Source organism: Peristeroidobacter agariperforans (assembly GCF_004138335.1).
GTDB lineage: Bacteria > Pseudomonadota > Gammaproteobacteria > Steroidobacterales > Steroidobacteraceae > Steroidobacter > Steroidobacter agariperforans.
In genome coordinates this window covers 228,326-251,108 of sequence record NZ_RYFW01000004.1, presented here as the reverse complement: position 1 = coordinate 251,108, position 22,783 = coordinate 228,326, and the positions used below count along the sequence as shown (strand labels likewise).

The 22,783-nt window shown below is 61.9% G+C and carries 17 protein-coding genes; 16 read left to right on the top strand and 1 reads right to left on the bottom strand.

From position 1 onward, the window contains the following. Positions 1 to 157 precede the first annotated feature (157 nt). The 11 genes from EK373_RS26915 to EK373_RS26865 all read left to right on the top strand — a co-directional run bounded on the left by EK373_RS26915 (position 158) and on the right by EK373_RS26865 (position 16,083). The gene (locus tag EK373_RS26915; protein ID WP_129647588.1) at positions 158 to 4,990 is read left to right on the top strand and encodes an NAD-glutamate dehydrogenase; all 4,833 of its coding nucleotides are present in this window, start codon (positions 158 to 160) and stop codon (positions 4,988 to 4,990) included. Positions 4,991 to 5,163: 173 nt separating this feature from the next. After that, positions 5,164 to 5,919, top strand: a complete 756-nt coding sequence (gene gpmA, locus EK373_RS26910; RefSeq protein ID WP_129647587.1) for a 2,3-diphosphoglycerate-dependent phosphoglycerate mutase — start codon at positions 5,164 to 5,166, stop codon at positions 5,917 to 5,919. Between the two features lie 506 nt (positions 5,920 to 6,425). Continuing rightward, positions 6,426 to 6,773: a hypothetical protein gene (locus tag EK373_RS26905; RefSeq protein WP_129647586.1), complete on the top strand. Its 348-nt coding sequence runs from the start codon at positions 6,426 to 6,428 to the stop codon at positions 6,771 to 6,773. Between the two features lie 36 nt (positions 6,774 to 6,809). After that, positions 6,810 to 8,243 carry an undecaprenyl-phosphate glucose phosphotransferase gene (locus tag EK373_RS26900; RefSeq protein ID WP_129647585.1) on the top strand — a complete coding sequence of 478 codons (1,434 nt, stop codon included), beginning with the start codon at positions 6,810 to 6,812 and terminating at the stop codon, positions 8,241 to 8,243. After that, positions 8,233 to 9,045 carry a polysaccharide export protein EpsE gene (gene epsE / locus EK373_RS26895; protein WP_198683681.1) on the top strand — a complete coding sequence of 271 codons (813 nt, stop codon included), beginning with the start codon at positions 8,233 to 8,235 and terminating at the stop codon, positions 9,043 to 9,045. Before EK373_RS26900 ends, epsE begins: the two co-directional genes overlap by 11 nt. A 35-nt stretch (positions 9,046 to 9,080) precedes the next feature. Beyond that, entirely contained in the window at positions 9,081 to 10,511 is a 1,431-nt protein-coding gene (epsF, locus tag EK373_RS26890; RefSeq protein ID WP_129647584.1) for a chain length determinant protein EpsF, read from the top strand. A gap of 37 nt (positions 10,512 to 10,548) precedes the next feature. Next, on the top strand, positions 10,549 to 11,424 hold the full coding sequence (locus EK373_RS26885) for a polysaccharide biosynthesis tyrosine autokinase (protein WP_129647583.1): 876 nt from the start codon (positions 10,549 to 10,551) through the stop codon (positions 11,422 to 11,424). After that, the gene (locus EK373_RS26880; protein ID WP_129647582.1) at positions 11,417 to 12,685 is read left to right on the top strand and encodes a hypothetical protein; all 1,269 of its coding nucleotides are present in this window, start codon (positions 11,417 to 11,419) and stop codon (positions 12,683 to 12,685) included. The genes EK373_RS26885 and EK373_RS26880 overlap by 8 nt, the downstream gene beginning before the upstream one ends. Before the next feature lie 2 nt (positions 12,686 to 12,687). Further along, on the top strand, positions 12,688 to 13,851 hold the full coding sequence (locus tag EK373_RS26875; RefSeq protein WP_157994557.1) for a glycosyltransferase: 1,164 nt from the start codon (positions 12,688 to 12,690) through the stop codon (positions 13,849 to 13,851). 35 nt (positions 13,852 to 13,886) lie between these two features. After that, the gene (locus EK373_RS26870) at positions 13,887 to 15,089 is read left to right on the top strand and encodes a glycosyltransferase (protein WP_232831265.1); all 1,203 of its coding nucleotides are present in this window, start codon (positions 13,887 to 13,889) and stop codon (positions 15,087 to 15,089) included. Positions 15,090 to 15,102: 13 nt separating this feature from the next. Next, complete coding sequence (locus tag EK373_RS26865; RefSeq protein ID WP_129647579.1) at positions 15,103 to 16,083, top strand: phosphoribosyltransferase family protein; 981 nt, start codon at positions 15,103 to 15,105, stop codon at positions 16,081 to 16,083. Between the two features lie 26 nt (positions 16,084 to 16,109). Here the strand turns inward: EK373_RS26865 and EK373_RS26860 are convergent, their stop codons facing one another. Further along, positions 16,110 to 17,021: a glycoside hydrolase family 16 protein gene (locus tag EK373_RS26860; RefSeq protein WP_129647578.1), complete on the bottom strand. Its 912-nt coding sequence runs from the start codon at positions 17,019 to 17,021 to the stop codon at positions 16,110 to 16,112. A gap of 68 nt (positions 17,022 to 17,089) precedes the next feature. Between EK373_RS26860 and EK373_RS26855 the strand changes: the two genes are divergently transcribed. From EK373_RS26855 to EK373_RS26835, 5 genes are read left to right on the top strand one after another with little or no spacing between them, the layout of a single operon-like run. Continuing rightward, positions 17,090 to 17,953, top strand: coding sequence for a glycosyltransferase family protein (locus EK373_RS26855; RefSeq protein ID WP_129647577.1), 864 nt, complete (start codon positions 17,090 to 17,092; stop codon positions 17,951 to 17,953). A gap of 2 nt (positions 17,954 to 17,955) precedes the next feature. Continuing rightward, entirely contained in the window at positions 17,956 to 18,867 is a 912-nt protein-coding gene (locus tag EK373_RS26850) for a glycosyltransferase family 2 protein (RefSeq protein WP_157994556.1), read from the top strand. Beyond that, the gene (locus tag EK373_RS26845; protein WP_129647575.1) at positions 18,864 to 20,069 is read left to right on the top strand and encodes an acyltransferase family protein; all 1,206 of its coding nucleotides are present in this window, start codon (positions 18,864 to 18,866) and stop codon (positions 20,067 to 20,069) included. Before EK373_RS26850 ends, EK373_RS26845 begins: the two co-directional genes overlap by 4 nt. Then, positions 20,069 to 21,499 carry a lipopolysaccharide biosynthesis protein gene (locus tag EK373_RS26840; RefSeq protein ID WP_129647574.1) on the top strand — a complete coding sequence of 477 codons (1,431 nt, stop codon included), beginning with the start codon at positions 20,069 to 20,071 and terminating at the stop codon, positions 21,497 to 21,499. The genes EK373_RS26845 and EK373_RS26840 overlap by 1 nt, the downstream gene beginning before the upstream one ends. An 11-nt stretch (positions 21,500 to 21,510) precedes the next feature. After that, entirely contained in the window at positions 21,511 to 22,776 is a 1,266-nt protein-coding gene (locus EK373_RS26835) for an outer membrane beta-barrel protein (protein WP_129647573.1), read from the top strand. The last annotated feature ends 7 nt before the right edge of the window (positions 22,777 to 22,783 follow it).

Here is a 22,783-nt window from a genome sequence, read left to right as displayed (position 1 = left end):
ATTCCTTTTTGGTGCAGCCGGCGCCACGGCGGTCTATTACCCTATGCACCGTAATAGTTCATAGTTCACAGCCGTCCAAGACTTGCGCCCCTTACTGATTGAACATGGGTGAGCTTCAGGGGCTCACTCTGCCCCTTCAAACTACAACGTTGGCATCATGACAACGACCATTCCCGCTGCACGTCAAAAACTGATCGAGCGCATTGCGCAGTCCGCCCGCGCGTTGAAGCGACGCGGCGATCCGCTGGATGTTCAGGAGTTCGTCCGCCAGTACTACCGCGGCGTCGGCGAAGAAGACCTCGCTGAATACCGCCCCGACACACTGGCAGCGCTGGCGCTGGCGCAGCTTCGCAGCGCGAGCGTGCGCAAGCCGAACCGTCCGCTGGTGCGTGTATTCAATACGGAAGAAGCGCGCGATGGCTGGAGCACTACGCACACCATCGTTGAAGTGACCACCGAGGACATGCCGTTCCTGGTCGACTCGCTCGGCATGGTGCTGACTCAGGCGGGCCTCACTATTCATATGATGGTGCATCCCGTGCTGCCGATCCGGCGCGATCGCGCCGGCAAGCTCGAGGAGTTGGGCGAGGTTGGCAATGGCAAGCAGTTCACGCACGAGTCGTGGCAGCACATCGAGATCGATCGCATCGGCGCGCCCGAGCGCCTGCAGGAGATCGAGCAAAAGTTGTTACGCACCCTCGAGGACGTGCGTCTTGCCGTCGGCGATTGGAGCGAGATGCGCCAGCGCGCCAGCGAGTTGGCGAACGAGATCGAGCGTGACAATCCCGGCGTGCAACCCAGCGAAGCGCGCGAAGCCAAAGCGCTGCTCGACTGGATGGCCGCGAATCATTTCACGTTCCTCGGTTATCGCCAGTACGAATTGAAACGAGGCCGCAGCGAAGACCTGCTCGTGCCCATGCCGGAAACCGGCCTTGGCATTCTGCGCGCTCGGAAGGGTTATCGCGCCGAGCCCACCGTGCTCACCGGCGAACTACGCGATCACGCCCGGCAGCCCGAGCTGATGCAGATCACCAAGGCGAACTCTGTTTCCACCGTCCATCGCGCGACCTATCTCGACTATGTGGGCGTGAAGACCGTCGACTCGCAAGGCCGAGTCACTGGCGAGAAACGTTTCCTCGGTCTGTTCACGTCGGCGGTTTACAATCGCAGCCCGCGCGAAATTCCAATGCTCCGTCACAAGATCGAGCGCGTGGTCGGACACTTCGGTCTCGACCCGGCGAGCCACGACGGCAAGGCAGTCGTGCACGTCTTGGAAACGTATCCGCGCGACGAGCTCTTCCAGGCCAGCATCAACGATCTGATCCGCAACGTTCGCGGCATCGTCAATTTGTACGAGCGTCAGCGTGTGCGTGTGTTCCTGCGGCGGGATGCGTTCGGTCGTTTCTATTCCGCGCTGATCTTCGTGCCTCGCGACCGCTACAACACGCAGGTGCGCGAGAAGATGGAAGCGGTGATCACCGAGAAGCTCAAATCCACTGCGATCGAATCGCAGGTCCAGCTGTCTCAGTCCGCGCTCGCTCGCGTGCACATGATCATTCGCCTGCCGGCCGATGGCGGCCCGCGCATCGACGCCGAAGAGCTGGAGCAACTGATCGCCGAAACCGTGCGCACCTGGAACGACAAACTCAGGGACGCACTGATCGACAAGCACGGCGAGCTGGACGGCCGTCTGATCGCCGAAAAATATCGCGGCGCGTTCCCGGCGGCGTACCAGGAAGATACGACTGCGGAAGTCGCGCTCGACGACATCGGCCAGCTCAACGAAGTCGTCGCCGATACCGACAAGATCGCCATGCGTCTGGCGAGCGGCGAAGGCAAGACGGTTCACCTGCGGCTGTTCCGGGCTGCGGCGCCGATCGTTTTGTCACAAGCGCTGCCGATTCTCGAGAACATGGGCTTCGTGATCGTCAGCGAGCGTCCGTATCGCACCGCCGTGTCCAGCGGCCGGCCGATCTGGCTGCAGGATTTCGAGATGCAGCGTCGCGACGGCGGCACGATCAATCCGGCGAGCTTGGGCCAACGCTTCACCGACACCTTCTCGGCGGTGTGGACCGGCCGCGCCGAGAACGACGGGTTCAATCAACTCATCGTCGTCACCGATCTCACCTGGCGTCAGTCCAGTGTGCTGCGCGCGTATTGTCGTTACGCAATTCAGACCGGCGCGAACTTCAGCCAGGCATACATGGAGCAAGTGCTGACGTCGAACGCCAGGATCGCAACCACGCTGTCGCAGCTCTTCGAAGCTCAGTTCGATCCGAGCGTCAAACCCGCGAAGCGCACCGGCGAAGTCGATCGCCTGAAACAAGAGCTGTCCGATCTGCTCGATTCCGTGCGCAGCCTCGACGAGGACCGCATCCTCCGTCGCTTTGCGCACGCCATTCAGGCGACTTTGCGTACCAACTATTTCCAGGCGGACGCGGGCGGCGCGACCAAGCAGTGGCTGTCGTTCAAGCTCGACTCGCGCAGCATTCCTGAAGTGCCGCAGCCGCGGCCGGCGTTCGAGATCTTCGTCTACTCACCGCGCGTCGAAGGCGTTCACCTGCGCATGGGTCAGGTCGCCCGCGGCGGCATTCGTTGGTCCGATCGTCGTGAAGACTTCCGCACCGAAGTGCTGGGCCTGATGAAGGCGCAGAACGTGAAGAACACGCTGATCGTCCCGGTCGGCGCGAAAGGCGGCTTCGTTCCCAAGCGCATGCCGGCCGGCGCGAGTCGCGAAGACGTGCAGCGAGAAGGCGTCGAGTGCTATCGCACCTTCATCTCGGCATTGCTCGACATCACGGACAACATCGTCGAAGGCAAGATCGTGCCGCCGGCGCAGGTGGTCCGCCGCGATGGCGACGATCCGTATCTGGTGGTCGCGGCCGACAAAGGCACGGCGACCTTCTCCGATATCGCCAATCGCCTGGCCGCCGATTACAACTTCTGGTTGGGCGACGCATTCGCCTCGGGCGGCTCGGCCGGCTACGACCACAAGAAGATGGGCATCACGGCGCGCGGCGGATGGGAGTGCGTGAAGCGTCACTTCCGCGAGATGGGCATCGACACCCAGTCGCAGGACTTCACCGCCATCGGCATCGGCGACATGGCCGGCGACGTGTTCGGCAACGGCATGCTCCAGTCGCCGCACATCCGACTGCTGGCGGCGTTCAACCATCAGCACATCTTCCTGGACCCGGAACCGGATGCGGCTTCCTCTTATAAAGAGAGACAGCGCCTGTTCAACCTGCCGCGCTCCACCTGGGAAGACTACAACCGCAAGTTGATTTCCAAGGGCGGCGGCATCTACGCGCGCAACGTCAAGTCGATCAAGGTATCGCCGCAAGTGCAGTCCATGCTCGGCATCAAGCGCGACACGTTTACTCCGATCGAGCTGATTCGCGCGATTCTGTGCATGCCGGTCGATCTGCTGTGGAATGGCGGCATCGGCACGTATGTAAAAGCTACAGGCGAATCTCACATCGAAGTGGGTGACCGCGCCAACGACGCCTTGCGCGTCAACGGTCGCGATCTGCGCTGCAAGGTCGTCGGCGAAGGCGGCAACCTCGGCATGTCACAACGCGGCCGCGTCGAGTACGCGCTCGCCGGCGGCCGCCTCAACACCGATTTCGTCGACAACTCCGGCGGCGTCGACTGCTCGGATCACGAAGTCAACATCAAGATCCTGCTCAACAACCTGCCAAAGCGCGCCGGCCTCACGCTCGAGAAACGCAACGAGCTGCTGGTCGATATGACCGATGAGGTCGCAGCCCTGGTGCTGCGTGACAACTATCTGCAGAGCCAGGCGCTGTCGATGCTCGAGGCCCGCGCGAGCAAAGATCTGCTCGAACACGCGCATTCGATCCGTCGACTCGAAGTGTCGGGGTTGTTGGATCGTGGGCTCGAGTTCCTGCCGGCGAGTGAAGAAATCACCGAGCGGCACCAGGCCGGCAAGGGCCTGACGCGGCCCGAGCTCGCCATTCTGCTGGCATACGCCAAGATGGCGCTGTATTCGAAGCTCATCGATTCGGATGTGCCCGAGGATTCGTACCTGGGCCACGAGCTGGAACGTTACTTCCCGGCGCTGATGCAGAAACGTTTCAATAAGTATCTACCGGAGCACCGCCTGCGCCGGGAGATCATCGCCACGGCGACCACCAACAGCATCGTCAATCGTATGGGCCCGACGTTTGCTCGCCGGGTTCAGGAAGACACCGGCGCCAACGCCGGCACGGTGGCCCGCGCCTATGCCATCGCTCGCGAAGTCGTCGCCATGCGCGACACGTGGGCCGACATCGAAGCGCTGGATACGAAAATTGCAGCAGCAGTGCAGTACGAGATGATGTTCGAGACCACTCGCCTGCTCCGTTTCTGCACGTACTGGCTGATTCACCGTTTGAGCGGCCAGCTCGACATCGAGCGTCAGGTGTCGCGCTTCCGCAAGGGCATGAAGGATCTCGACAGCCTGCTGCCGAAGGCGCTCAGCGGTGACGACCTCTCGGTCTACAACACTCGTCACAGCCGTTATGTCGGCGCCAACGTGCCCGACAAACTCGCACGGCGCATGGCCAGCCTGATGGCGCTGCGCTCGGGCCCGGATCTGATCGAGATCTCCGAAGCGAGCGATCTGCCGCTCGATCGAGTCGCCGCACTTTATTTCGGCGTCGGCACGGCGCTCTCGCTGGACTGGATCCGGGAGCAGGTGGAAGTGCTCGGCGTGGAAGGTCACTGGCAGGCGGTGGCACGCACGACCTTGCGTGACAATGTTTACAACCTGCAGCGGGCGCTGTGCCTGCAGGTCATCGCGGAGTCGAAGCGAGCCAACAAGGATGGCAAGGCTGCGCCGGCCGAGTTGCTCGAAGGCTGGAGCAATCGCCATCGGGCCGCTGTCGATTATCTGCGACAGACAGTGAGCGACATGCGCGCCCTGCCGGCGATGGATTTCGCAACGCTGTCGGTCGCTCTGCAGGCTGTGCGCCGAATGACGGAATAAGGGCCCCTCGGGAGCGCCTCAGGCGCTCCCGAGCGCTCGTTTCTGCCGAAAGTGACGGCACCTGGCGACAGTTCGCGCCGCTCGCCCGGACAAAATGAATGGACACGGCGACACCTGCGGCTTGGGGGCGATGTCTGCTATAAAGTCGCCCCTGTTCCACCCTCACTTTAGTTATGGCCGGCCAACTCGTACTCCTGCGTCACGGACAAAGCACCTGGAATCTGGAAAACCTGTTCACCGGCTGGGTGGACGTGGACCTGACCGAGCAAGGCCGCAACGAAGCGCGTGCCGCCGGCAAGCTGCTCAAGGAAGAAGGCTTCGAATTCCAGCAGGTGTTCACGTCGGTGCTGAAGCGAGCCATCCGCACGATGTGGATCGCGCTCGATGAGATGGACCGCATGTGGCTGCCGGTGGAGCGCAGCTGGCGCTTGAACGAGCGCCACTACGGCGCCCTGCAAGGCCTGAACAAATCCGAGACCGTCGAAAAGTACGGCGCCGACCAGGTGAAGATCTGGCGCCGTAGCTACGACATCCCGCCGCCGGCGCTGTCGCTGGACGATGAACGCCATCCGCGCTTCGATCTGCGCTATGGCTCTTTGCAGCCCGCGGAGCTGCCGACCACCGAATCTTTGAAGACCACGCTCGATCGCGTGCTGCCCTACTGGAACAACCGCCTCGCTCCGGAGTTAATTGTCGGACGTAATGTCTTAGTAGTCGCACACGGCAATAGTTTGCGTGCCCTTGTAAAGATGCTCGATGCCATGTCCGACTCGGACATCGTCGAGTTCAACATTCCAACCGGGGTGCCTATTCACTACCAGTTGGACAAGGCGCTCAAGCCGACTTCGCGTCGCTTCTTGGGCGATCCCGAAGCCATCAAAGCCGCAGCTGAAGCCGTCGCGCGACAGACAGAAAAGAAAAGCGGTTAACGATTCGAGTTCGGATTTGATTTTTAGACTGCGCTGTCGCCATTCGCGAACAGCGCAGCGGGCAGCTTTTGACTCGTGCTGGCCAAGCAACAGATGTTTGTATGTGCTGTTGTGGAGTCCGCGCAGTCGCAAGACGGTGACGATTTAACACTGGAAATCAACGTTCCATATTGATGCACAGCTGCATCGGAACTGTTTCGCTGTGACGCATGTCATCTGCTCGTCGTGTTTGGATGTTGTACTTGCGCAGCAGTCGAGATTGGTCTAATTAGCCTGCAAAGGTTTTGTTTGATGCATTTTCGGTGCGCGTTGTGATGTTTCGCCGTTCAGCGACGGCAAAAATTACACTGGAATAAAACTTGCTTTGTAAAAGCAAGTGAAGATGGGGCAAGACAGCTGATGAGTCTTGCGATGTTATTTGCGAGCCGTGGGGACGGGGGCGCAAACGCACACAACGATATGCAACTGTGCCTGTCCGCGTGTGCGTCATTGATGAGGAGTGATGCATGCGTCTGATCAGACTCGCGGGGGCTCTGGTAGCCCTGAGCGTTAGTTGGGCTGTGAGTGCGAACCCGGCAATCAACAGCAATGTGAGTGGCTCTATCGCCGGCCCCGCGGCCGCAACCACTCAGATGGTGGCCAGCCAGGCGCAAGTGCGCCTCGACCGCACCGGATTCACTGGCAATCTGGGCAGCAACTTGAGTGGCAAGGAGCCACGCACGATTTCCGAATCCCCTGCCGGCACCGACGACTCGCGCGGCTGGCTCATGGCGCTGGTCACGGTGTTGCTGATCGGTCATCAGCTGCGCCGTAAGCATCGTTTCCTGCGTCCGCAGCGCTTCAGCGATCTCTAATCGCCGAACACTGCTTCCGCACGTGCGGGAGGTGCGATGATCAATCAACGTCAGCCTTTAAGGTCTTACGATCGTTCGACCGGTGTCAGCGCGTCCGAGCCGACATCGTTGTTCGTCCTGAAATCGCTGCTTTATCCGGTGATGCCGGTGCTCACATTGGGCCTGTGCATGCTGGTGTGGCGCGAGAGTTTGCTGCAGGGGCCGTACTTCCTGATGGCGGTACTGGCCTTCTTCGGCGCGGCCGATGTGCTCGATGCCTTGCCGATGGCGCCGCCGCGCCATCGCTCGATGGCGATCGCGTCGCTGCTCGACATCATCTTCCGCTGGTGCCTGGTGATCGCATTCATCTGGGCGCTGCTGGAGATCGCGGGCATTGCCAGGCAGCTGCGCTGGGAAGTGCTGGTCAGCTGGGCCATCTCCACGCCGTTGGTGTTGTGGGTCGGCCGGCTGTACGCGCCGCACTTGTTCGTTCGAGCCAGCAACAGCGGCGCACCTCGCAAGGTCGTGATCGCCGGCGCCAATCGGCTCGGCGCGAAGCTGGCGGGCAAGCTCGAGGAGTCGCCCTGGCTGAACATGGAAGTGCTCGGCTTCTTCGACGACCGCGATTCGGGCCGCGTGCCCGAGGAGTGCGCCCGTCGCGTGCTGGGCAAGCTCGGCTGGATGCGGGACTACATCGCTCGCAACTCGATCGACGTGGTTTACATCACGCTGCCGATGACGCGGCACCCGCGCATCACCGAGCTGTTGCAATCTTTGAAAGATTCGACCGCCTCAGTGTATTTCGTACCAGACCTGACCATGTGCGATCTGGTGCAGCCCCGCTTCGACCTGGTGAACGGCGTGCCGGTGGTGGCGGTGTGCGAATCGCCGTTTTACGGCGGGCGCGGCATTGCCAAGCGCGTCAGCGACATCGCGATCTCGGCCTTTGCAATCGCGCTGCTGTCGCCAGTGATGCTGGCGGTCGCTGCAGCGATTCGCCTGACGTCGCCAGGTCCCGTCATCTTCCGCCAGAAGCGCTATGGCTTGGACGGCAAGGAGATCGTGGTCTACAAGTTCCGCTCGATGACCGTCACGGAAGATGGCAATAAGAGTTATACGCAGGTCACGCGCAACGACTCGCGCGTCACGCCGGTTGGATCGTTCATCCGTGCAACGTCGCTGGATGAATTGCCTCAGCTGCTGAATGTGCTGGAAGGAACCATGAGCATCGTTGGCCCGCGGCCGCACGCGGTTGCAGTCAACGAACAGTACCGGCGGCTGATCCCCGGCTACATGCTCAGGCACAAAGTGAAGCCAGGCATCACCGGTTGGGCGCAGGTCAACGGCTTCCGCGGCGGCGATGACATCGGCTCGATGCGTTCGCGCATCGAACACGACCTGGAATATCTCCAGCACTGGTCGCTCACGCTCGACCTGATGATCATCCTCAAAACAGCAATGGTGGTTTGGAACGACAGACATGCTTACTAGTCCGATGGCGCGCCGAACGGTCTCAATGTTGAGCGTGGTGCTGCTGATGATCTGCTCGGTGCTGAGCAGGTCGAGCTTCGCGGCCGATGCGGACTATCGCCTGGGACCGGGCGATATGTTGCGAGTCAACGTCTTCGGTTCGCCGGAGTTGTCCGGCGAGGTGCGGGTGAGCGAGTCCGGCAACATCACCTATCCGCTGATCGGCCAGGTGCAGGTGGCCGGCAAGTCGCCGGCGCAGGTCGAAGCGCAGCTGGTGAGCGCATTCGTCGACGGCGGCTATTTGAAACAGCCGCAGGTGTCGGTGCTGGTGCTGGAGTACCGCAGCCAGAAGGTGTCAGTGATGGGTCACGTCACGAAGCCCGGCCAATATTCGTTGCAGTCGAGCAGCCGCGTACTGGACGTGCTCGCCGCGGCCGGCGGCCCGGTCAGCGAAGAGGCGGCCGACGTCGTGTCACTGATGCGCAAGGACGGCAGCAAGGTGCCGATCGACCTGACCAAGCTGTTCGCCGGCGACCCGGCCCAGAACCAGGAGGTTGCTGGCGGCGACACTTTATATGTGCCGCGCGCGCCGCAGTTCTATGTGTATGGCGAGGTGCAGAAGCCAGGCATGTACAAGCTCGAGCGCGGTATGACGGTGTCACGCGCGATCTCGAAAGGCGGCGGGTTGACGACGCGTGGCTCGGAGCGCCGCGTGGTGATCAAGCGCAAGGACAAGGAAGGTAAGGAAGAACACTACTCGGCGAAGGGCTCTGACCTGCTGCAAGCCGACGACGTGTTGATGGTCAAGGAAGGTTTGTTCTGAATGGGCGCTCGCGAAGTTACTAGGAACGAAGCACTATGATGGGCCTCGCTCAAATGTTGAGAGTTCTGCGCGGACGCGCGTTTCTGTTCACGATCATCGTCCTGGCGGTCGTGACCGGCGTGGCCGTCATCAGCCTGTTGTCGCCGAAAAAGTATGTGGCGGAGCTGGCGCTGGTGGTCGACCTGCAAGGCAGCGATCCGATGAAGGAACAGGCGCTGGCGCCGATGCTGGTGCCCACGCATCTGGCGACCCAGACCGAGATCATCAAGAGCCGCAATGTCGCGCACAAGGTCATCGAGAAGATGGGCCTGGCCACGAATCCCGAAGTGGTGGCGAACTTTCGCGACAGCGGCTCCACGACCGACCTGAATTCGTGGCTGGTCGATAACCTGCTGCGCAACGTGGACGCGAAGACCGCTCGCAGCAGCAACATCATCCGCATTTCTTACAGCAGCCCGGACCCGGTGCAGTCGGCGGCCATGACCAACGCCTTCGCCGACGCTTACATTCAGACCAGCCTGGAGCTGAAGGTCGATCCGGCCCGCCGCCAGGTCACCTGGTACGAACAGCAGGTTGCGCAGCTGCGCGATGAGCTGGTCGCCGCGCAGACCCGGCTGTCCAAATATCAGGCCGATCACGGCGTGCTCGGCGTCGATGCGGCTCGCATGGATGTGGAAAACGCCCGGCTGCAGGAAATCTCCAATCAGTTGGTCGCCGTCCAGGCGCAGATGTTCGACGCGAATGCGCGCAGCCAGCAGATCTCGAACAGCGATCAGCTCGACTCACTGCCGGATTTGATGAAGAACCCGACGATTCAGAACCTGAAGCAGGAGCTGGCGCGCGCCGAGTCCAAGCTCGCCGAGGTCAGCGAGCGTTACGGCGTGAATCATCCACAGTACATCGCTTCGAACGCCGAAGTGTCCGCACTCAAATCCAAGCTCAACGTCGAAATCGGCGTGACCCAAGGCTCGCTGGTGCAAAGCGCCGAAGTGGCGCGTCGTCAGGTCGGCGCCGTGCAGAAGGCGTTGGAAGAACAAAAGGACCGCATCATCGCGCTCAAGCGCTCGCAGGACGAGCTGTCGGTGTTGACCCGCGATATCGAGAGCGCCCGCACCGCTTATGACGCCGCCCTGCAGCAGGCCAACAAGACCAAGCTGGAAAGCCGTGTCGATCGCACCAACGTGGCCGTGCTGAATCCGGCTACGCCGCCGCTGCTGCCGGCATCGCCACGCATCCTGCTCAATCTTGCGGTCGGCCTGTTCGCCGGCATCGCGCTCGCGATCGGCCTGATCTTCACGCTGGAAGTTTGCAACCGCCGGTTGCGCTCGGCCCAGGACCTGGTCGAGTTCACCGATTTGCCGGTGCTCGCGGAATTGCCGGCATTGCCGGCGGCCGCGCGCCGTCATCGCAAACGCGAAGTGCGCCGGCAGCTGAAACTGCAGCCCGGCGTTGCCCCTGCGAATTGAACGCCCAACTGAGATCGATTCATTGAGGACGACCGTAATGGACGCCGCTGTCGAACCTAGAGCCCGCCTGCCTCGGGTCGCCCGCCCGCGCATTCGCATCGGCGAGATCCTGGTGAGCATGGGTGCGCTCTCGGAAGCCGATCTACAAAAGGTGCTGGCCGAGCACCTCGATCGCGGCGAGCCGTTCGGCAAAGTGGCCGTGGCCATGAAGCTGATCACCGAAGGCGAGCTGCGCTCGGCCCTGGCGCAGCAGTTCACTTATCCGATCGCTCGAATCGGCGAGTCGGCGCTGTCGCCATTGCTCGCGGCGGCTTACGAGCCTTTCGGTCAGTACGCCGAAGGCTTGCGCACGCTGCGCAGTCAGCTGTTGATGCGATGGATGGGCGAGCATGACTGCACGCTCGCTGTTTGCTCGGCCCGCAGCGGCGAGGGCTGCAGCGTGCTGGCCGCGAATCTCGCTGTCGTATTTGCTCAGCTCGGCGAACGCACGCTGCTGATCGATGCGAACCTGCGCAATCCGGTCCAGCACCATCTGTTCGGCCTCGGCGAGTGCGATGGCCTCACCGACCTGATCAAAGGCGCGACTCGCACCGAAAAGGCGCTGCGCAAGATTGCGCAGTTCGAAGCATTAAATGTGTTGACGGCCGGCACGCCGCCGCCGAATCCGCAGGAGCTGTTGAGCCGCCTGCCGTTCGCCCACCTGCTGGATGAAATGTCCGGCCGTTACGACGTGATCATCATCGACACGCCGCCGCTGCTCGAGTTCGCCGATGGCCAGATCATCGCGGCCCGCGCTCGCGGCTGCTTGCTCGGCACGCGCAGGGACAGCACGCGCCTGATCGACATCGCCCGCATGAAGGCGCAGCTCGATCCCAACCTGACCCACGTGTTGGGCACTGTGATCAGTGGCTGAAACGACGGCAATCGGCAACATTGGCGGCGTCCACGTCGCGCCGCGAGCACATCAGCACACCGATTTCGTGCCCCTGCTCCTGCTGTGCACGCCGATCGCGTGCGCCAGCCTGTTGTCGAAGTTCGGCATTCCGAGCTACGCAAGCCTAGGCATCGGCATCGCCATTCCGTTGATGATGCTGATGCTCGCATTCGGCATGCTCAACAACTGCGTGCGCATCGAGCCGCGCCGCCTCGGGTTCTACTGCATCACTTTGTCGGTGCTGATTCTGCCGCAGCTGTTGCAAGCCGGCTTGTTCTCGCTCGACTCGCTGATGATGCTGGCGGTCCTGCACATTCCTTATGTGCTGGTCGTGGTGCGCGGCGACGAGATCGTGCCGAAGGCGCTCACATTCTTCTTATATATCGCCCGGCTGCTCGCCTGTCTGGCGGTCGCGCAGTACTTCCTGCAAGGCGTCGTCGACAACGCCTTGCTCTATCCGATCGATAACCTGCTGCCGCCGGATTTCATCGTGCAAGGCTTCAATGCCCAGGGCACAGTCAGCTATTACTCGACGCAGGTTCGCGCCACTGGCGTGTTCATGCTGGAGCCTTCGTTTCTCACCCAGTTCCTGGCGGTGGCCATCGTCGCCGAGTCGGTCACGACGCGACGCCTGTGGCCGCTGGGCCTGTATGTGGCGGGCATTCTGGTGGCGCACGCCGGCACCGGCATCCTGATCCTGCTGATCTGCATGCCGTTCGTCGTGCTCTTTCATCGCCGTTGGGATCTGCTGCTGCTCGGTGTGCTTGCGGCCGCGGCAGTGGTGGTGTTCGGCGAGGTCCTGGGCCTGAACTTCATCGCCAATCGCGCCAACGAGTTCAGCGATCCGAACTCGAGCGGCTTCGCCCGCTTCGTCGGCGGCTTCTATATGTTCGAAGAAATGCTCTGGCCGAACCTGCCGCGCGCCTTGTTCGGCTACGGCGCGGGCGCATTCATGGACTACGCGCACCTCTTCACCATCGAGGTGGCCGATATGCCGGTCACCAAGATGATCTTCGAATTCGGGCTGGTCGGCGCGTTCACCTACTTCGCGTTCATTTTCAGCAGCCTGTTCTCTTCGCCCCTGCCGCGCATGCTGAGTGTGGCGATCGCACTGACCTTCCTGCTCAACGGCATGTATGTGCCGTTCTCGCATGGCCTGGCGCTTGGCCTGCTGGTGCTGACTTCAACTCGCAAGGTGCAGGTGGTCGCATCTAACGTGCCGGCGAGAAAACGGATATGACCATGTCACTCGAACTCGTTCTGCTGGTGCTGGCGCTGATCTGCCTGGGTTTGGCCCAGCATCCGTTCGTCACCTATCCACTGTCGCTGAAGCTGATGAAAAAGCTGTGGCCGCATCGCGCCCCGCCGCCGCCGGCCCGCAAACGGCAGATCGACTTCACGATCTGCATGTGCGCCTACAACGAGGAAGGCGTGATCCGCGAGAAACTGCAGAACCTGCTCGCGCTCAAGCAACGCGAGCCCGGCCTGGAGATTCTCATCTATGTGGACGCGGCCAGCGATCAGACCGCCAAGCGCCTGCGCGCCTACGCTCCGCACATCAACTTCCATGTCTCGCCTGCACGGCATGGCAAGACGTATGGCATGAACCTGCTGGCGAGCCGCGCCACCGGCGACGTGATCCTGTTTACGGACGCGAACGTCATGCTGGACATGGAAGTACTCGACAAGCTGCGCGCTTCTTTCGAGGATCCGGAGATCGGCTGCGTCTGCGGCAATCTCATCTACACCAACGCCGGCGCTTCGGTGACCGCATCGACCGGCTCGCTGTATTGGCGCCTGGAAGAAGGCATCAAGCGGCTCGAACAGGAGACCGGCTCGGTGATGGGCGCAGACGGATCACTGTTTGCAATCCGCCGTTCGCTGCACAAAGCGCCGCCCGATCACATCATCGACGACATGTTCGTATCGTTCTGGGTGCTGATCCAGGGCTATCGCATCGTGCAGTCGAAGGACGCGCGCGCCTTCGAAGAATCGGCGAGCAACGCGACCGACGAGTTCGGCCGCAAGGCGCGCATCGCTTGCCAGGCGTTCAATGTGCATCGGCTGATCTGGCCGCACATCCGCAAGCTGAACTTCCTGACCGTCTATAAATATGTGTCGCACAAGCTGCTGCGCTGGCTGTGCATCTACTTCCTCGCGCTCAGCGGCGTCTTCACGGTCGCGGCGCTGGCGGTTGCAGGCTACACCTGGGCTGCAGTGGTGCTGGTCGCTGCTGCCTTCATTGGTTTCATTCTCGGCGCCCGTTACGCGATCAAGCCGTTCTCGCAGATCGTCGACATCGTCACCAGCATGGCGGGCGCGGGATTGGGTGTCTGGAAATCGGTGCGTGGCGAACGGTTCCAGACCTGGACGCCGGTCGCCTCGTTACGCAAGGTCGCCGAATGAGATGTTTGTGGATCAGCCGGCACGTGCCCTACCCCATGAACGAGGGGTTGAAGGTGTACTCGGCAAAGCTTTCCGAAGCGCTGGCGCAGGCCGGTGCGTTCGTCCGCGTGCTCGGCTTTGGCAGCACTGAAGCCGCGCCGCAGAACCGTGCTCGCATGGAATGGGTTTCTGTGCCGGGCGATCGCCGGAGCACTGCCATCGCCTTGTTGAATCGTTTTCCGCTGACCGCAGCTGTCGATTCGACGAGCGCCTATCGTGCGCTGCTCGAAGAGCAACTGCGTGAGCCGTGGGATGCGATCGTCTTCGACAGCTATGGCAGCGGATGGGCGCTGGATCGCTGCAAAGCCTATCGCGCGACGAAACTCGGCGCGAACGTCATCCTGGTCCACGTTTCTCACAATCACGAGGAAGTGTTGTGGCACTCCATGGCGAAGCAAGCTGAAGCCGGCTTGCCGAAGCGACTGGCGCTTTGGCAGAACTATTACAAGGTTCGCCGTCTGGAGCGTCGACTGCTGCGCGAGGTCGACCTGGTGTCGGCTATCACCATCGAAGATGAGCAGGCATTGCGCGCTCATCGCAGCGACAACAACACGCTCACGCTGACACCTGGCTATGACGGCGCCGTTGCACCCGAGCGGGTCATCGATGCTTCAGTCCCGCGTCGCGCGGTTATCGTCGGCTCGTTCCAATGGGTCGTGAAGCGCGAGAATCTCGCTCGCTTCGTCGAGCACGCCGACGCCCAGTTCGCCGCGCACGGCATCGAGCTGGTCGTCGCCGGCGACGTACCGGATGATCTGAAACAAACATTGCTCGCCGCCACCCGCGCAACGCGCTTCGAAGGCTTCGTCAAAGACCTCGCGCCGTTCCTGGCGCAGGCGCGCATTGCCATCGTTCCGGAGCTGATCGGCGGCGGTTTCAAGCTGAAATTCCTGGATTACATCTTCGGCCGCGTCCCGGTGGCGACCGTCGACGCCGCCGCTGCGGGGCTGCCCCCCAAGCTGCGCGAGGATTTGCTCACCAGCACCGATTTCGCGGGTCTTACGTCCGCCATCGTCGAGCACATCGACCGTCTGGAGCATTTGAATCGCTTGCAGACGGACGCGTTCGAGCAGGCGAAGACCTTGTATCGATGGGAAGACCGCGGGCTGCAGTTACAGCAGCGCATCGCGGAGTTGCAGAAGGCGCGTGCGAGCTCCCCCGCACGTTCGTCGGCCACCGCCGCCGCCGCGAGCGCCTGAGCAGGAGCGCTGAATGTTCGGTTACGTTTCATTTGCCCAGCTGTCCAACGCCATCCGGTCGCAACTGTATGCGATCCCCGCGGATGTGGATTTGGTCGTCGGCATCCCGCGCAGTGGCATGGTGCCTGCGTATCAGATCGGGCTGTTCCTGAATCGCCTGGTCTGCGACATCGACACCTTCATCGCCGACGGCAGCATCAGCCACGGCCACACGCGCAAGCTTGGCATCGCACTGAATTCGCTACGTCAGGCACAGCACATCCTGTTGGTCGACGACAGCATCGCAACCGGCGGGTCCATGCAGAAGGCGGTGGCGCGCATTCAGCAGTCGGGCTACTCGGGCCGCGTCTCGACTTGCGCCGCCGTCGTCGCGCCGTCGCACAAGAGCAGCGTGGATGTTTCATTCATCACGATGCCACTGCCCCGGCTATTCGAGTGGAACGCGTTTCATCACGCGTGCGTCGAGACCGCGTGCTTCGACATGGACGGCGTGCTGTGCGTTGATCCGACGGCCTACGAGAACGACGACGGCCCGCGTTACGAGAAATTCCTCTCGAGCGCACGCCCGCTGTTCCGCCCGACGTTGAAGATCGGCCATATCGTCACGGCCCGGCTCGAGAAATATCGCAGCCTCACCGAGGACTGGCTGGCTGCCAACAATATTTCCTACGGCCAGTTGCACTTGGTGGATCTGCCGAGCCGCGCCGAGCGCATCCGGCAAGGCGCCCACTGCTCGCACAAGATTCGTGTATATCGCGAAACGGGCGCGACGATGTTCTATGAGAGCGAGATCGGCCAGGCGCACGAAATCGCCACCGGCGCCGGCAAGCCCGTGCTGTGCATCGATGCGATGACCATGGTGATGCCGGGGGCATCTCACATCACGGCGAGCGCCAAGGTCGCGCTCTGGCGGCTGCGCACTCCACTGGGGCGCGCCAAGGGCTGGGTCAAACAGCAAATACGCTGGTCGAGAACTCCGGTTCGCGGGTCGTGAGTGCAAACGTGCCGCCGCTCAACCCCTCACTGCTTCCGTCGCCACACACGGATGTAATCGATCGCATAGTTCCACTGCGACTCGTCGGCTTTCATCGTCGACACGTCGACGCCCTTCAGGATCATTCCCAGCTGATTCGTCACGAGGATGTGCGCGGGCACCGGCTTGCTCCAGACGTAGTACGTCTGCTTGATCGGCTCGCCGTCCAGCAGCCAGATCGGCTGGTCCTTGACCCAGTCGAGCGAGAACACGTGGAAGTCAGCCGAGAAATCGAAGCCGGGGACGTATTCGTTCTTCTTGAACTTGGTCCACAGATCCTTCGGCGGGCCGTAGCGTTCGGGATTCTTGTGCGTCTGGACGTAACCGGTCATCACGCGCGTTTCCGGTCGGCCCTGCCAGTTGAAGAATTCGAAGATGTCGATTTCCGGCGGCCAAGGCAGCTCGGAGAATTTGCCGTCCGGATATTGCACGCCCGGGTTCAACCAGAACGCTGGCCATGCGCCAACGCCCGTCGGCAGCCTGGCTCGCATCTCGATGTACATGCCGTCGGTGACGGGCAGCTTGCCACGCAACATGCCCGATTCCAGGCCGCGCGGTTTCAAGCCGCCGCCCGGCGGAATGCGACCTTTCAATGTGAGCGTGCAGTCATCGAACACGTGCAGCGAGCGCGGGTCGCCGTCGGGATAGTCACGATGGTACGACCAGTACGTCTTCAGCCCGTCGAGCTTGCCGTTCTCATAGATGTAACGATAGAAAAATTCCCGATCGAGCTTGGCGCGCGTATCGATGGTCGCGTCCCGGCGCTGGCGGCCGAAGGTGTAATCCTTGACCAGCTCGAACTCGCCTGTTTGTTTGTAGGGCCGCGCCGGATCGATGGGCGGTCCCAACAATGCGGTACACGCCGTGGCCGCCGCCGCTGCAAGAGCAATGATGCTCATCGTCACCTCTCGAATTATTCCCGGCCATCTTCACGATCTGGCCGCCGACTGGCAATAGGAGCATGCGCTTGAGCAGGGAAATCATCATCACGGGCGGGGACGCTCATTTCTTTCCCTGGATCATTGCTGCGATCAGCTCTCTGCGCGCGCACGCGGAAACCCGAGCGCTGGACATGGGCATCATCGATCAAGGACTCACCGAGGCTCAACGTACACAACTGAGTGAGTTCGGCTGCAAGATCGTCGAACCGCAATGGACGCTGCCCGTGCCGCACGAGGCACGCACGTTGCGAAACATCGGCCTCGTGGCTCGCACAGCATTGCGCGATTACTTTCCCGGCTACGAAATCTACTTGTGGTTCGACGCCGACGCTTGGATGCAAACCCCGGAGTTCGTCGCTGCATATGCCGAGGGAGCGCGTGCGCGCGGTGCTGCCGTCGTCACTGAAAACGGTCCGGGCTATCGCAAAACCTTTACCGACTGGAAGTGGTGGGCCGGGAACATGGTCGCCTCGTTCGGCGTGCTCGACGGCCTGCGCTGCTCGTTCGCGACCAGCATCAACATCGGCGTGCTGTGTCTCAAAGACACGGCGCCGCATTGGCAACAGTGGCAGCGCTACTACACCAAAGCACTGGAGCGCACTGGCAAGGTGAATATGGATCAGCACGCGCTGTTCGCGGCGATCCATCTCGAAAGCCTTCCGACCGCGTTCCTGCCGGCGCGCTTCAACTGGTTGCCGCATTTGAGCTGTCCGGTCTGGAATGCCGAACGCAAACTGCTGTGCGAGCCCACGGCGCCGCATCGGCCGCTTTCCGTCATTCACCTCGCGGGCCCTCGTAAAGACCGGCCCTACGAAGTGGCGCACCTGAGCGGAGGATCGTTCGCGACCTCGCTGACTTACCCAGCGATGCAACAGCACCTGGCAACATGATCATGAACTACAACTCACTCAAAACTGTGTCGGTCGTGATTCCCGCGTACAACGCGAGCAACACGATTCAACAAGCCATCGCCACGGCGCGAGCCCAGACGCTGCGTCCGACGCAGATCGTCGTCGTCGACGACTGCTCCAAGGACGACACGATTCAAAAGGCCGAAGCCGTCGCGGGCCCCGATCTGCTGGTCGTCCGCAGCCCAAAAAACGGCGGCGGCGGCGCTGCCCGCAATCGCGGCATCGATCATTCGACCGGCGATGTCGTCGCATTTCTCGACGCCGACGACTTGTGGGCGCCGAACAAGCTCGCCAATCAAATGGTGCTGTTACGTACGCAGACGCTCGACTCGTTTTGTTTCAGCGCCGTCGAGCAGGTCAACGAATACGGCGAGAAGCACATCCTGCCCAAGCGTGAGCCGTTCCCCGGCGAGAGCCTGGCGGATTACATGCTCAAGTCCGGCAACATCATGCAAACGAGCACCCTCATGGTGCCCCGCCATCTGCTGACGAAGTGCCGCTTCAACGAACGGCTGCGACGTTTTCAGGATCTGGACTTCGTGCTCACCTTGGACGAAGCCGGCATCCCCGCCGCGTTCTGTCCGCAGCCGCTGGTGGAGTGGCGCAACGTCGGCAATCCCAGGCGCGTCAGCTCGAACCCGGACCCGACGGTCATGCAGATGTTTCTAAATGCACATCCGCGACTCACCCGTGCGCAAAAGCTGGGGTTGGAGATTCGCAGCGTGAGCCCGACACCGGGCGCGGCCGGCACCTTGCGCTGGTCATGGCGACTGGCGTTGTCTGTGTTCTCCGGCGCTTTGCCACCGCCGAATGCGCTGAGCCTGCTGCTTAAACACAGCCTCGGCATGCGCAACTACGGCGCGCTGCGTGCACGCCTGGGAGCCAGGTCGTGAAGCCCGCTGATGGCCATGCCATGAGCGAATTGGCGTCGACCTACCTCGACGCCCTGCGCGCGGCCGGCGCCAATCTGGTCATTGCGGCGCACGTCATGGCGTTGTACTTCGGCATCCGCGATCCTTACAGCCTGGGCAACCTGGGCGTTGCAGTGTTCTTCTTGTTGTCTGGCTTTCTGATCATGCAGTCGATGCTGAACTGGCTGAACAAGCCAGAGCCGCGCCTGCCCGGCTTCCTCGCCGATCGTGTCGCCCGCATCATGACGCCGTATCTGCCGGCACTGATCCTGATCACGATCTTCAACCTGACGCTCATCCACACCAATCACAGCCAGGGCGGCACGAACACCGGCGTGCTCACCTTCGTGGGCAATCTGCTGATGCTGCAGGATCATGCCGCGTTTCAGGGGCTGGAATTCGCAGGCATCGACTTCCCGTGGCGCATCCGCTCGTATAACTCCGCCGAGCCGTTCTGGACAGTCGCGATCGAGATGTGGATCTACGTGTCCATGGGCTTGTTCTTTTTCTGTCTGCTCAAGCGCGAGCGCATCGATCGCTGGCTGGGCGCGGCGTTGGCAGCCGTCGCAGTGCCCGTTTTCATCTGGAACGCAGCAGCAGGCGGCGGCAAATCGCTGACCTTGATCTGGCTGGTGGGCGCCATGACCGGCTATTTGTTTCACCTGTGGCGGGCCAATGGGTATGCAAACATTCGCAGCGTCGCCACGGCAGTGACTGCATTCGGCCTAGTCGCGCTGGTGGGACGCGCCGGCAAGGTCGGCTTCCAGCCCTTCGATCTGCAGACAGCGATCTTGATGGCCATGATCATGTTCGGATTGCTGGCGCTGCTGATGAGCGTGCAGCGCGCGCCATCCCTGCTGCGCGGGTCAGTGAAATTCCTGGCGTCATATAGCTACAGTTTGTATTTGATCCACAACACCGTCCTAATCCTGGTCCTGGAACACGTCAATTTCATTGCTCAGGGCGAGCGCACCTGGGTGAGCGTGGTCATCGCCGTCGTCGCAGCGCATGGCTGCGCCTATCTGTTGTACCTGGCGTTCGAGCGTCACTATCGAATCGTCGGCCGCTGGCTGCGCCCGAAGTTCGAGCGTGTGCTCGCACGGCGGGCCAGCGAAGCGACTGTTCCAGTCGCGGCTGACCTCGTTGCCGGCAGCGCAACTGTCGCCAGCCAGCAGGAGCGCTGATGTCCGCCGTTCGTAATGTGCGCTGGGTCGGCATGATCCAGGTCACGCGAATTTGCGTGCAGCTGCTCGGCCTGTTGGTTCTGTCCCGGCTGCTGACGCCAGCCGACTTTGGCCTGGTCGCGATCGTGTTCGCTATCACGAATTTCGCGCTGTTGCTGCGGGACATGGGCATGGCGTCCGCGATCATTCAGCGGGACACGCTCGATGAATTGACCGTGCTGACGGCGCACTGGACCAATACCTTCATCGGTCTCGGGCTCGCGGTGTGCCTGTTCGGCTTTTCGTTCTTCGCCGAACGCGTTTTCCAGGCAGCAGGGCTCGCGCCGCTGGTGCAGCTGAGTGCGCTGTCGTTTCCGTTTCTCAGCGCCACGACCGTGCACCAGGCATTGCTCGAGCGCGCGTCGAAGTTCTCGACCGTCGCTCGCATCGAGATCGTCGCTCTTTTGACGGGATTCACAGTCGCCGTGGTGTCCGCGTATCTCGGCGCGGGGCCATACGCCCTGGTGCTGCAAACACTGACGGTCGCGGTGCTTTCGGCGATTCAGTTCTGGATCGTGTCGGACGCGAAGATGAAATGGGGCTGGAGCTCCGAACACGCCAGAGTCTTGTGGAGTTACAGCGGCAGCTTGTTTGGATTCAACCTGGTGAACTACTTCTCACGCAACGCCGACACGATGATCATCGGCCGCATGCTCGGGCCGGCCGCGCTGGGCCCCTATTCGCTCGCGTATCGAGTGATGTTGTTTCCGTTGCAGAACCTCACATTCGTCGCGACGCGAGCACTGTTTCCGATGATGAGCCGGCACCAGCATTCGCCGCAGGAGCTGGGCGCCATGCACTTGCGCCTGCTGTCGGTGATCTCATTCTTCACCGCGCCGATGATGGCTGGGCTGTTCGTACTGCGCGAGCCGTTCGTCGACGTCGCGCTGGGCGATTCTTGGGGCATGGTCGCGGCGCTGATCATGTGGCTCGCGCCGATCGGTTTCATTCAGTCGCTGGTGAGCGCCGGCGGTGTCGTATTCCAGGCGCTGGGGCGCACCGATCTGCTGCTGCGTCTCGGCGTGGTCAGCAGCATCCTGCACGTCACGGGCTTCATCACCGGCGTGCAGTGGGGGCTGCTGGGTCTCGCGGCCGCCTATTTCTTCGTCACTTTGATCAATGCGGCGATTTCGCTGGGCGTACTGCTGCATCTGATGCAGCAGACACTGCCTCGGCTGCTCGGCGCAATCCTGCCTTCGATGGCGAAGGCCTTGGTCATGGCGACGCTACTTTATTTCGCCGACATCGAGCTGCGGGCCGTGGAGTTTCCGCCGCTGGCTCGCCTGCTGGCGCTGAGCGCCGGCGGCGGCGTCATATTCCTGGCACTCACGCGCATCCATCTGATGCCCGCGGATCGTGACGTGCTCCGTTTGTTTATGAAGAAAGCTTAGGAGGGGAACAAATGACTTCGAAGGGAACTCTTCGTCGCAACACTTTGTGCCTGGCCGCGGTTAGCACCGTGCTCTGCAATGCCGCCGTGGCGGCACAGCCTGACGGGGAAAAGAAAGAGGAGCACCTCTATCTCTCCGAACAGTTCCTGTACGACGACAATCTGTTCCGCGATGCCGAGACCAACGACACCGACGTAATCCCGGGCGATCCGACCGATCCGACCGCGACTCCGCGCGAGGTATCGCGTGAGGACTACGTGAATCGCATCACGCTCGGCGTCGGCAACGACTTCCACATGGGCCAGCAGACGCTGCGCCTCAAGGGTCGGGTCTACGATGCTCGCTATCAGGACAACGATTATCTCGACTACACGGGTGGAGACGCGTCGGCGGCGCTGGACTTTCGCGCGCTCACCGCACTGTCGGGCCGGTTGTCCGGCTCATACAACCGCACGCTGGCCGACTTCGCCAACACGCTCGGCACACAACGCGACATCATCGAGAGCACCAACTACTCGGCACTGGTGCGCTGGGCACTCGGCCCGCGCTGGTCGATCAGCGCCAGTGGCGGCCGCATCGAGACCGAGCACGGTCTGAGCGTGCGCGAGAGCGAAAATCTGGAAGCCGACATTGGCCGTGTCAGCATCGACTACGCCACACCGTCGTTTCATTCCTTCGGCGTCGAGTACCGTTACATGGACGCGAAGTTTCCGAACGCCATCGTCGCCCCCGGCTTCGACGCATCGGCCAGCGACTATGAGGAAAATGCCGCCCTCGCCCGCTTGACCTATACCGCCACCGTTCGCACGCAGTTTCGTGTGAGCGCCGGCTACGTCGAACGCGAACGGCCCGGCAATCCCGAAGGCCGCTACTCGGGCGATACCTGGCGCACCGAGATCGATTGGAAGCCGCGGGAGAAATTCCAGATGCTGTTCTCCGCCTGGAGCGAGCTGAAGGCTTATACCGACGTCGAATCGGATTACTTCATCTCCGACGGCTACAGCCTCGCCCCGAGCTGGAGCCCGACCGAGAAGCTGAACTTCTCGCTCACCGCCTCATACGAAGATCAGGAGTATCTGAACACGCGCGACCTCGACGTGGTCGGCGGCCAGCGCAATGACGATGTGCTGACCGGCTTGTTCACGTTCACCTACAAGCCGCGGGATCAGCTCGCCATCGAGCTGAGCTATCGCGGCAGCGACCGCGACAGCAACCGCGTCAACCGTCGTTACGACGCGCAGGTCGCCGGCATCGCGTTGCGCTGGAGCGTGTTCTGATGGGAGG

Bases quoted from the DNA above. Each gene is read 5' to 3' on its own strand.
- EK373_RS26860 (WP_129647578.1), bottom strand. From the start codon at position 17,021: ATGAGCATCATTGCTCTTGCAGCGGCGGCGGCCACGGCGTGTACCGCA.
- EK373_RS26850 (WP_157994556.1), top strand. From the start codon at position 17,956: ATGAACTACAACTCACTCAAAACTGTGTCGGTCGTGATTCCCGCGTAC.
- EK373_RS26875 (WP_157994557.1), top strand. From the start codon at position 12,688: ATGTCACTCGAACTCGTTCTGCTGGTGCTGGCGCTGATCTGCCTGGGT.
- EK373_RS26905 (WP_129647586.1), top strand. From the start codon at position 6,426: ATGCGTCTGATCAGACTCGCGGGGGCTCTGGTAGCCCTGAGCGTTAGT.
- EK373_RS26900 (WP_129647585.1), top strand. From the start codon at position 6,810: ATGATCAATCAACGTCAGCCTTTAAGGTCTTACGATCGTTCGACCGGT.
- EK373_RS26885 (WP_129647583.1), top strand. From the start codon at position 10,549: ATGGACGCCGCTGTCGAACCTAGAGCCCGCCTGCCTCGGGTCGCCCGC.
- EK373_RS26865 (WP_129647579.1), top strand. From the start codon at position 15,103: ATGTTCGGTTACGTTTCATTTGCCCAGCTGTCCAACGCCATCCGGTCG.
- EK373_RS26870 (WP_232831265.1), top strand. From the start codon at position 13,887: ATGAACGAGGGGTTGAAGGTGTACTCGGCAAAGCTTTCCGAAGCGCTG.
- epsF (WP_129647584.1), top strand. From the start codon at position 9,081: ATGATGGGCCTCGCTCAAATGTTGAGAGTTCTGCGCGGACGCGCGTTT.
- epsE (WP_198683681.1), top strand. From the start codon at position 8,233: ATGCTTACTAGTCCGATGGCGCGCCGAACGGTCTCAATGTTGAGCGTG.
- EK373_RS26915 (WP_129647588.1), top strand. From the start codon at position 158: ATGACAACGACCATTCCCGCTGCACGTCAAAAACTGATCGAGCGCATT.
- EK373_RS26835 (WP_129647573.1), top strand. From the start codon at position 21,511: ATGACTTCGAAGGGAACTCTTCGTCGCAACACTTTGTGCCTGGCCGCG.
- gpmA (WP_129647587.1), top strand. From the start codon at position 5,164: ATGGCCGGCCAACTCGTACTCCTGCGTCACGGACAAAGCACCTGGAAT.
- EK373_RS26840 (WP_129647574.1), top strand. From the start codon at position 20,069: ATGTCCGCCGTTCGTAATGTGCGCTGGGTCGGCATGATCCAGGTCACG.